The sequence below is a fragment of the Acidobacteriota bacterium genome, assembly GCA_003696075.1.
In the GTDB taxonomy this organism is placed as follows: domain Bacteria; phylum Acidobacteriota; class Polarisedimenticolia; order J045; family J045; genus J045.
In genome coordinates this window covers 1-10503 of sequence record RFHH01000201.1, presented here as the reverse complement: position 1 = coordinate 10503, position 10503 = coordinate 1, and the positions used below count along the sequence as shown (strand labels likewise).

Genomic DNA, 10503 nt, shown 5'->3' with positions numbered 1-10503 from the left:
GGACACGGAACGGTCGTTGCCGATGCCTCGAGCGGAGCCGGCGATCGAGGCCGCGCAGCGCCACTTGGCGGAAGCCTCTCGGTGGCGCCTCGAGGCTCGCACCCCCACGCGACTAAAGGTCGGTGGCCGGTGGGCCGATCGTCTGAGGGCTCGCGATCTGGTCGTGGCCGCGGCGCGGCGCACCGCCGGTATCGTGCGCCATCACGGGGATGGAACCGTGCTAGGACCACCCGTGCGCGAGGTGATCGAACGCGCGGAACGACTGGTCCCGATCGACGAGTCCTGGCGCTGGATCGATCTCGGTCGCTATTCGGCCCGGCAGAGGCGCTTTCACCGGCTCGGTGGTATCGTGGGACAAGCAGTCTACCCGCCGTGGCCGAAGGAGGTCACACCGTTCCTTCTCGCCGCGCGGTTCCTAGGGCTCGGAAAGGGGACCGCATTCGGTCTGGGCAGGCTCGAGGTGGGGAGCGTTCTCTGATAGTCGTGCCGGGCGTGCCGTCGACCGGACTGCTCCGAGGGTGCCTCGCTTCCACAGGCCAGAATACCGAAATGGCTCCGGCGACGATTACAGATCGAGTCGTCCCTGCCGTCCTTGGTCGGGCCGTTCCCCGTCGGCAGGGCCCTCCGACCGGCGGATTCCGAGGCGACGTGCCGGCCGCGTCGCTCGCTCGCTCGCCGCCTTTCGCGCGGTCCCGCCCGGTTCGGAGCCTTCCGTCTCCGCTTCGGCGGAACGCAGTCGGACATCGGTGGCGCGGACGGAACGGCGGTTCCTTTTCCGGTCGAAGCTCGGCTCGAGTGCGAAGGATACCTCCGCACCCACTCGGCGGGCCGCAGCGGGAAGGTCACTTGCCATCACGAAAATCCGTTCTCCGGCGTCGTTCCGAATGAAAGCGAAGCGACGACCATCTTTGTAGTCCACGACGACACCATTCGACCGAGGACGGCCTGCGCTTCGGCGGCGCTCCCATGCTGCGCGAGCGCGCCGCAAGAGCGCCTGCTTGCCCGCCGGCAGGGCATCGACCCGGCAAGCGGCTGATGCGGTTCTCACGAGAGTGCGCAGCGATTCTCGCACGGGCCAGTTGCGCTCCTTGCGGAGCACCTCTGCCAGCCTCGCAGAGACGAAAGCGTCCTCGGCCGAGCCCGCTGCGAGGCTAAGCCTCGCGAAACGCTCGAGAACGTTCACCTTCGAAGGGAGCGGCTCCTTTCCACAAAGCGCGCGGGCGGCCGCGCCGAGCGCCCGCTCGATTTCCCCGGCGCTTTCCGCTACCTCCGCGAGCGCATCGAAGTTGTACCATTCACCGGCCCTGGCGCAGAGGTCGTCGAGTTCCTGGAGCGCCTCCTCTACCTGACCCAGCCGGGCCAGCGCCACAGCCCGCCAGCGTCGAAGGTGAGGCTGATTCGGCCAATGGGAGAGCTCCCGCTCTGCTGCCTTCACCGCCTCATCATGGCGTCCGGTCTCGAGAAGGGACCGCACGTGGAGCATTGCCCACTGCTCTCTTTCGGAGGGAAGCGTCTTGCCGAGGTGGTGCCGAGGCGAGGCATCCAGCTCCTCCGGATCCAGCTGCGATGTCCATTCGAGAGCAACGGACCATTTCTTTCGCGTCCGTGCAGCCCTCGCGGCGGCAAGGCACGCTCTCTTTCGCGCGAGTCCTTCGGCGCCGGCGTCCAGAATCGATCGCGCGGCCTCCGTCGCCGCCCGCACGTCCCCAACGGCCACCGCGGGCGCCAGTCGGGCCTTGTAGACCGCCCAGACCCACTCCCGGCGCGCCCACTCGTGTCGGGGCAAGCGCGAGCGGACACCCTCCAACAACTCGAGTGCCTCCTCGGGTTTTCCGAGATGACGCAGGCAGTTGGCGAGGCCACAGAGGATGTCCGGGTGGTCTAGTTCTTCCAGGATGCTTCGAAATAGTTCTGCCGCTTCCGCATAACGGCCCGACTGCCTCAGGGCCTCGGCGCGCGCGAGTGCCGTCTCCGCCATGGTCCCAAGCCCCTTCAAGGAACATTGGGTCGAAACGGCCGAATTTCCACCACTTCCTATCAAGTCCGCGCCGGTCTATGCTTGGAAGGTGGTCCACGTAGCCCTAGTCTCAGAGACGATTCTTTCCAGCACGATCCCACTCCTGGTGCCGGAGCTGCGATCGTCTCGCGTGGTCGCGCTCGTGTCCGCCGACGTCAGAAAGCACGCCGAGCGTCTCGCGCGTTTCGCCAGGAGGCACGGTATCGACGTCACCGAAGTGCACACCCAACCCTTCGACTACGACGGCGTCCGGCGCTCGGCCGAGAGCGCAATCGCTCTTTCCCGTCCGTTTCGCGCCGTTCTGAACGTCACGGGCGGGACGAAAATCATGGCCTTGGCCGCGTTCGATGCCTTTCGGGCCCACGGGCGTCCGGTGTTCTACCTCGATTTGGCGAACCAGAAGGTCTGCTGGCTCGCCCCACAGGTCCGCCAGTCCGAATTGCCAGCCGTGCTCGGAGTGCAAGATGCGCTCGAGGCAGCGGGGTTTGCCTTAGGGGGTGCGGAGCGACCCGATCCGTTCGGTCTCGAGGGAAATATTGCATGGTGGATCGGCCAGGATGCGCGGCGTTACGCGCCGATTCTCGCAGAGATGAAGCGAAGCCTCAGTGCGTGTCGGCGGTCGGAGCCCCAGCGCTGTCGCATCCAACGCGATCAGGCGGCGGGGCGACTTGCGGAAAAGCTGGTCGAGGTCGGAATGGCGCGCCGGCAGGGCTCGTGGCTGGAGTTCCTCGAGCCGGGGACGCGGAAGCTTATTGACGGAGGCTGGCTCGAACTGTTCACGTACGGCGTGCTGAGCCGCGCACGCGAGAGGCTGGGCATCACCGATATCGCCCTTTCCGCTCGAATCAGGTCGTACGAAAGGGATGCCGACACCGACAGCGAACTCGACATTGTGTTTACGGCGCGGAACCGCCTGTACGTGCTGGAGTGCAAGTCCGCACTGCGCCCACCGCGGGACGTCGTCTTCCGCGTCGAGGTTCTGCGCGAAATGTACGGGGGAGGGCTCGGTCGTGGGGGAGTCGTCTGCCTGTCCGGAGCCGCACCCGCGCTGAAGCGGCGGTGTTCGGATCTCGGCCTGTTGCTCGTGGAAGGGGCGAGCCTGCCACGACTGGAGGACATCGTGGCGACCTGGATCGGAGCCAGCTAGGCGTGTGGACGCAGCGTTCGGGATCGTTCGCGTCGAATGCAGTGCGCCAGCCGGGTAAATCGTCGCGAACGAAACGGACTTCCGTTCGCCGTGCCACGGCGATGGACCGGACCCGATCGCCGAGCGCCGTGCCCGCGATGGTTGCAAAATCCGATCAGGCCGGCCTGGCATGCGGTCCAGCGCCTGTGTCTGGAATCTACCCCGATGGTAGAACGGCGCCAGATCCTCCCGAGCCCGTCACCGAAGCGGCTTGCGCGGTGCCCCGACGCCTGCAGGTGCGATCTTCTCACTCTCGCGCCTCGCCCTCAAGACGCAGAGCCGTCCTCGGATATCCCCGAGGAGGAATCGCCATCGAGTTCGATAGCCTGCCCGAGCGCCCACGGGTTCCTTTCTTGCTCCTCTCTCGGGCGATCGTCGACCAGAATGATCCTTCTTACCGCGGCACCAAGCGACTCGGCCCGCCGGGCAAGGTCCTCGCAGGCTATCTGAAAAGCCGTCGGGCCTCCGGTCAAGTTCAAGACCACCTCCCGGGCGTCGGCAAGCACATCCTCGAGCCCAGCAGCGCGCACAGCCCGTATGCAGGCCCGGGGGTCGTTGGGCGTATCGACGACGACCGTTCGGACACGGTCCTTGCAGTATTGCGCCCGCCTGCAGGCCTCCTCGAGCGCCTGCTCCGCGCGGTGAGAGGTCACGACCACGGCCAGATTTGGAGTAAAGAGGGTGAGGGCGGTGTATAGGACACCCGGCGACAAGCCCAGCGCAGTGATTAGGAGCGAATCGAGCTCTGCATCTGGCTCCAAGCGCCACACCTCGTGCCGGTCAACGTTGGCACGCGCGAATTCGAGCAACTGTTCTAGATCGTGACGGTATGAATCGATGCTAACAGGTTTCTCGCGGAAGCCCGCATGCGCGAAGGCGTTCCTGCGGTCCCGCATTGCTTGCCAATGCGAGACCGCCGCCTTCCATGGTTCGTTCGTCGTCGGAAGCAGTGCCAAACGGCGGGCTAAGGCGTTGAAACGCCTCCGGACCTTCTCCCGGCACCCTTCGTAATCGAGCCAGGTTGCCCCTTCTCCTAAGGCCAGGATGGCGCGATTGAGGAACCATTCCTCGAGCACGAGATAAGCACCCGAGACGTCGCCGTGCTCGAGTAGCACCTCGGCAAACTTGAGCTCGCGGATGAGTTCCGTCTCGGAGAGGGGCGGCTGATCCGGATCGTGGCTGGAAAGTGCAATCCGTTCGAGGGTCGGCGTGATCAGGGAGACGAGGCGTCTTGCGTACGCTGGGAGCTTCTTCTTGGCATCCTCGAGACGATTCAGCGCCCCCGCGGCGGCACGCCCGGCGTCGATCGGCAGGGCCGACGCCACGAGCGGCCCGAGTTCCTCGAGACGACCGGCGACAGGACCGACCACGCTTGCGAATTCGTGACCAGGGCGGGTTCGTAGGAATGACGTCAGAATGCGTGCAAGCGGCGCGGGACTTCCGGTTTCCGCAAAGAACCTGGCCGCATAGGCCGCTTCCAAAAGTTGAATGGCCGGCGAAAGGTCCACAAGGGGCGTCCGTCCGCCCGTCCCAGCCTCGTATGCGCCGTAGCGAAGGCCGGCGAGTTCGAAATTCGTGTCGGCAGCGGATCCGACTTCCGATGCCAGCTGCTGAAACGCCGCGAAGCCGAGAAAGGGAAAGAAACGGTACCCGTAAGTAATGTCGAAGTGGATCCGTCCCCCGCTCTCCTGAACGAAATCGACGATGCGCTCGTAGGCCTTCCAGAGGAAGTTCTGAGCCGTTTGCACCTCGGGAAAGTCGTGGAACGTCACCGGAACGCCGATCGACTTCGCCTCTTCCTCGAAGAAGGAGCCATGTGCGTCTTGCGCCATGGGGGTTGCCAGAACGTGGATCTGTTCCGCGCCGATCAACTTAGCGAGCGCGACGGGCGAAAAACGGCTCGAGAAGGTCTCCTCCGGCCGTTCTTCGAGATAGTAGTCGGTTGGCTCGTAGCGGCGCTTTCCGAGAAACCCGACAACCTTCCCAGCGAGCATAAGCTCCTCCGTCGTCGCGTCCAATGAGCGATCATAGAATGATACCCCGTCCCCGCAGGGACGGTCTCGTGCGTCGGAGCCGTCAGGGGAATCAGGGGAAAAAGGTGCTCGTCATCGCGGCGAGCAGGGCGTCCGTCCGGAGAGGCACTCGCCCCGGGCGGGAACCTTAACTATCCTGTAGAGAGCGATGACAAACTTCTGGGGCGTCGAGGCCAGCGGTCGCGCGGGATGGCGAGGGAAGGAAGTTGTTCGAGAAAGGGAGAGACGGTATGAGGCGAGTGCTTGTCGCAGCGGCGATCACGGCATGCGCAGGGACCGCCGTGTTTTCGGGAGAGACCGCGGCGCCGAGCGGAGGCCTGCGGTACACGATCACGGTTTCGCGCTTCGAGAACCGGGCGAACTGGTCGGGGTCGTGGAATCTCGGCGATGCGTGGGGAACGGTCCTGACGGACATGCTAAACCAGTCGGGGCGCTTCATCGTTCTCGGCGAGTCGGACATGCGCAACGAGGCGCTGGCGGAGCAGGACTTCGCCGCCTCCGGGCGCGTCGCCGGAGGTGCCAAGGCCCCGGCGACCGGCCAGATGACGCCCGCCCAGTTGCTGGTCAAGGGCGCGATCACCCACGTCCAGATGGACACCGGAGGCAAGGGGGGAGGGCTCCGCATCAAGGGATTCCGGATCGGCGGGCGCGGTCAGAAAGCCGAGATCAACGCGACGATCTACGTCGTCGATTCGACGACGGGACAGGTGATCGCCTCGACCAATGTCGTCGGCAAGGCGGAGAAGAAGGGAATCAAGCTCGGCTTCGACACGTCGCGCTGGGGTGCGGCGTTCGGGGGCCACGAGAACGACAACCTCGGGCTTGCGGTGCAGGACGCCTGCGCGAAGGCCGTGCAATTCATCATCGACCAGCTTCCCAACGTCGCCTGGACGGGCACCGTGGCGGCGGTCCGGGGCGACAAGGTCTACGTGAACCGCGGCCAGCGCGAGGGCGTGCGGCCGGGAATGGAGTTCGTCGTCGGCCAGCGCGACGTCATCCGGGACCCGGACACCGGCGAGATCCTCGACGAAGAGGTGATCGAGGTGGCGCGGCTGCGCGTCGACCGCGTCAAGGAGAAGGTTTCGATCTGCTCGGTCGTCAGCGGGGATGCCGCGAAGGTGACCAAGGGGATGGCCGTCCACCTGCCTTGACGGCGCTCTCGGGCGGCCTCGGCCGGGGAGGCCGGGCGCCGCTTCCTCGGCGCGCCGCCCGCCGGTCTGGGCGTGCCGCGAGGGTTCGACGACGTGAAAGGGGCGGCCGGATCGGCCGCCCCTCGTCGTTGCGTGCAGACCTCGGGCCTGCAGTCACCACTGCACGGTGACGCTCACGGCAGCCTTGGTGGTGTCGATCAGGTCGGTGCTTCCGAAACCGCCGACGCTGTCGAAGAAGTAGGACGTGGTCCGGCCGAACATGAGCTGACCGGTGACATGCTCGTTCAGCTCGTAGCGGAGGCCGACCCTGTAGTCGGTGAACGTCGTGTCGTCCTCGGTCTTGGTCCTAAACTCGGACTGCAGGCCCGGATCCGCGGTCGGAGTGTAGCGGTCTCTGTTCTCGACCTCGCTCTGCACCAGCGCGAACTCCGCGCCCGCGGTGACGCTCAGCTTGTCGGTGAAGTGGTAGCGGGCCGAGATCGGGATCATCGTTGCGAACCAGTCCTGCTTCCGCCACGTCTCGGTCCTGGTGTTCGGCGTTCCCGGAGGCGGCCCCGGGTCGGCGCTGTCGTAAGCGAGGAAGAAGTCGTAGCTGGCGTCCTGCAAGGAGACGCCCACTCCGAGGTCGGCCTGGCCGAGGCGCCGCAGGTAGCGCATGCCGATCGTCGTCATGTCCGCGTCGAACTGGTCGTCGACGGCATAGTCGTAGGAAAAGCCGAACCAATCACCGGGATCGTTCTGGAGAACGTTGTTGTCGAGATCGTAGCTTCCGGTGCTGTAGTCGGCGAAGAGTTCGACGTCGTAGTCGTCGTGGTACCAGGTGAACCGCCCGTCGATGCCCCAGAGCGTGCCGCTCATCTCGAGACCTTCACTGTTGACCGTGCCGTCGCTCTCGTTGATGCGGCTCAGGTCGGTGATGTCGCGGATCATGGCGTGCGCGCCGACCGAGTAGGTGAACCCGTCGGACGGGTCACCCCGCCAGCCAAAGCGGAAGTCGTGGTCGGTGATCTGGTAGTCGTCGAGGGTGCTGAAGGTGCTGCTCGAAGGAGCGAACTGCTGCGAGACGGAGGAGTCGGGCTGGCTGAGATCGGCGTAGTTGTAGAGGAAGCCGAGATGCCCCTTGTCTCCGATGGACCAGCCGTAGCCGATCGCGACCTGGGTCCACTCGTTATCGGACTTGCTCACGTTCCTGGAGCTGAACGTCGACCCGAAGCTGTCGGTCGTCGTCTTCTGATCGAACTGGGAAAACCCGGCCGCGATGACGAGGTTCCCGGGGCCGGCACGGAAAACGCTTCCCGCCTGGAACGTGTTCGACGTCCCGATGTTGGAAAGATTCGTGTACAGGATGTGCGCGTCGCCCTCGCGAGTCGCCGGGCGGTTGAGATGGCGCGTGCTCTCGTCCCCGGTGATGAGCGCCAGATCGGCCGGGCGCTGCGCCGCGTAGTCGAAGCTGTCGAGGAACAGGCCAAAGCTGGCCTCGCTCTGGATCGACGAGCCGAGAAGCACATACGGATCGGCCTGCGCGTCGTTCAGGGCCCATCCGGCGTAGTTCTGGGCCAGTCCCGGCGTGACGCAGGCCAGCACCGCACCCAGGGCGAGAATTGTGCGTCGCATCTTGGAACCTCCTCGGGCGGCGTTCCGCCGCCGCAATTGGCGATCGAATGAATCGGGGATGAGCGCTGTCGCGCGCGAAGAAGATGAACCCGTAACCCGGCAGCAGCCCTACCCGCGACGGGCGGGCCGCCCCGGCTTCCCAAACGCAGGACAGACGATAAAGCAAGCGCCATGCCAGCGCCCGGCGGGCGCTTCATCGCTCAATTGATTGCCGGAGAGCGGGTTAGAAGCGGTGCCTCGGCAAGCCGCGCCCAACAGCGTTCAAGATTCCGTGCGTATCCAAGATTTTGGATAGGGGTGGCCCCATTCCGCCCCGCCGGAGTCCCTGTCCCGCGGCGGGGGCCTTTCCACAAGGCGCCGTTCCCCGGCACGGGAAGGCCCGCGGGTCGGCCGTCCTTCGTGCGCCCCCGGCCGGCGACGGAGCGGCTCCGGCCGGGAAAACCCGCCCGGTGGACCCCGTCGGCCGTCCTCCGTGTGCTCCCCGACCGGCGGCGAAGCCGTTCCGGCCGGGCGAGCCCGCCCGATGGACCGCTTCGGCAGACCCCTGGCGCGGGTGTTCCGCGAGCCGTGTGAAGTGCATCCCCAATGGTGCGTCGTCCCGCCGAAGTCGTTGGAGGATCGGGGGTTCCGCTGTCGAATGGATCGATGCTCGGGAATGGCGCCGAAGTGTTTGTTTCTCATCGACTTGCGCGGCGTCTTGCACCATCGAGGGAGCACCTCCGGGGCCGTGCGCCCGTCGCCGGTGCGTTCCCCGCCCGTTCCTGCCGGCGACGCCGGGCCCAGGCGCCGTCCTGGCGTACTGCAGGAGCGCTCAGCCGCTCTCGGAGGCCGGGAGCCCGGCGGCCGCGGCCCGGGCGGTTCCGGCGGCGGCCCCCTCCGGCACCGGCACCGAGTCGACGACGAGCAGCACGTTCCGGCGGCCGTCCCGCTCTCCCCGGACGGCGCGCACGGCGGTCAGCCGACCCCGGCGTCCCGCGGCGACCTCGTTCCGGACGAGTTCGAGCAGCGCCGACCGGTCGAGCATCCGGGCCCGGGCGTCGTCGTCCCAATCGTCGGATGCGGGATCGTGCTCGAGGACCAGCACGCGCGACCCGTGCGCCAGGGCCTGCCGGTAGCAGCGGGCGAGCAGATCCCGCGGCCCGCCCTCGCCCGCGAGGATGTGGAGGATGGTCGTCTCGGCGGGCACGGGGGCGGCTGCATAGCGCTCGGCCGTGACGTTCACGCGTTCGAGCTCGTGAAAGCCCCACGGGACCCGCAGCGTCACCTCCACCACCTTCCCGAACACGTACGGGCGCAATGCGGCGAGGGCCCAGGCGTGGGGATCGGCGTCCAGCCGCTGCACGCCATTGACGGCGGTGATCACGGTGAGGGGGCGCTGCTCCCGCAGGCAGTCTTCCCGCCATCGCCGGACCGTGGCCGCGAAGCGGTCGGGGAACCAGTCGTCGATGTTCGACACGTGGATCGCCAGCGGGTCGGGGGCGGTCGACGGCCCGCCGCTGAGCTGGTCGAGATCGCCGTCGAAGACATCGAACGGAGCGAACCGGACCTCGGCCGCGGCGAGCGCCCGCTTCACGGTCCGGAAGGCCTCCGCCGAAGCGAGCCAGCCGTGCCCGTAGAACAGCGTGTTCGTGTTCGGGATGCTGCGGCCCCACTCGTCGTCCCCTTCGGCGAGGCCGCCCCCGACGGGGACGCGCTGCGCCGCCGGCCAGCACGGCAGCAGCCGGCGGCAGTTGCGCGCGCCGTCCACCGTGCGCCCCGGCAAGAACGCCGCCAGCGTCGCGTCGAACGTCTCCCGCGCCGCCGGCGACAGGCGCTGCCGCGTATCGTCCACCAGGGCCGCCTCGGCCGGGCGCGCGAGGTAGCGCCGCTGGTTGCCGAGGGACAGCTCCCGCTCGCCGGTCTCGGCGAGGAAGCGCTCGACCGATCGCCCGAAAACGCGCCCGGTGAAATCACGGTGATCGGCGCTGAGGCCGATCAGCTCGACGATCAGCCGCGCGTAGGCGAGGGCGGCGGTGTTGACGTCGAAGAAGACGACCTCCTTGGGCGCGAGGCGGAGCAGGTAGTTCAGGCCGGAGAGGCCGCCGATGACGGTCGCATAGCGGCCGCCGCGCGGGGGCGGCCGCCGCGCCAGCTCGGCCAGATTCCGCTCGACCGCGTCCATCCGATCGGCGCTGGCGAGATAGAGGTCGGCCGCCGACCGGAACGACGGGCCCTCCCGCCGGTCGTCCCGGTCGCGCTTTCCGCCCGCCGCCAGCAGCGATTCGAACATCGCCGCGTAGTGCTCCGCCCGCCGGCGCCAGTCCCACCGCTCGGCGGCGCGACGAGCGCCCCGGCCCAGCGCGGCGCGAAGCGCAGGTGCATCGCGCAGGAATGCCAGCCGCTCGGCGAGCGAGTCCGGGTCGCGATCGATGAAAAGCCCCGAGACGCCCTCCTCGACGAACTCGGGCATGTTCCCGACCCGCGTGGTCACGATCGGAACGCCACAGGCGGCCGCCTCGAGGC

Annotated in this window: 7 protein-coding genes; 3 read left to right on the top strand and 4 right to left on the bottom strand. The window is 67.2% G+C overall.

Annotated elements, in window-relative coordinates; all coding sequences use genetic code 11:
• Window positions 1–22: 22 nt before the first annotated feature.
• Window positions 23–478 carry a CRISPR system precrRNA processing endoribonuclease RAMP protein Cas6 gene (locus tag D6718_13010; protein RMG43083.1) on the top strand — a complete coding sequence of 152 codons (456 nt, stop codon included), beginning with the start codon at window positions 23–25 and terminating at the stop codon, window positions 476–478.
• Between the two features lie 87 nt (window positions 479–565).
• Here D6718_13010 and D6718_13005 read toward each other — a convergent pair whose 3' ends face one another.
• Window positions 566–1978 (bottom strand): hypothetical protein, encoded by a 1413-nt coding sequence (locus D6718_13005; protein ID RMG43082.1) that lies wholly within the window; start codon window positions 1976–1978, stop codon window positions 566–568.
• Here D6718_13005 and D6718_13000 point away from each other — a divergent pair.
• Window positions 1977–3164, top strand: a complete 1188-nt coding sequence (locus tag D6718_13000) for a DUF1887 family protein (GenBank protein RMG43081.1) — start codon at window positions 1977–1979, stop codon at window positions 3162–3164. The genes D6718_13005 and D6718_13000 overlap by 2 nt on opposite strands.
• A 305-nt stretch (window positions 3165–3469) precedes the next feature.
• Here the strand turns inward: D6718_13000 and D6718_12995 are convergent, their stop codons facing one another.
• Window positions 3470–5197: a hypothetical protein gene (locus D6718_12995; GenBank protein RMG43080.1), complete on the bottom strand. Its 1728-nt coding sequence runs from the start codon at window positions 5195–5197 to the stop codon at window positions 3470–3472.
• Window positions 5198–5466: 269 nt separating this feature from the next.
• Between D6718_12995 and D6718_12990 the strand changes: the two genes are divergently transcribed.
• Window positions 5467–6387, top strand: coding sequence for a hypothetical protein (locus D6718_12990; GenBank protein ID RMG43079.1), 921 nt, complete (start codon window positions 5467–5469; stop codon window positions 6385–6387).
• Between the two features lie 153 nt (window positions 6388–6540).
• Here the strand turns inward: D6718_12990 and D6718_12985 are convergent, their stop codons facing one another.
• Window positions 6541–8001: a hypothetical protein gene (locus D6718_12985; GenBank protein ID RMG43078.1), complete on the bottom strand. Its 1461-nt coding sequence runs from the start codon at window positions 7999–8001 to the stop codon at window positions 6541–6543.
• A gap of 811 nt (window positions 8002–8812) precedes the next feature.
• Window positions 8813–10503: glycosyltransferase (locus D6718_12980; protein ID RMG43077.1), on the bottom strand; the 1691-nt coding region annotated here is incomplete at its 5' end.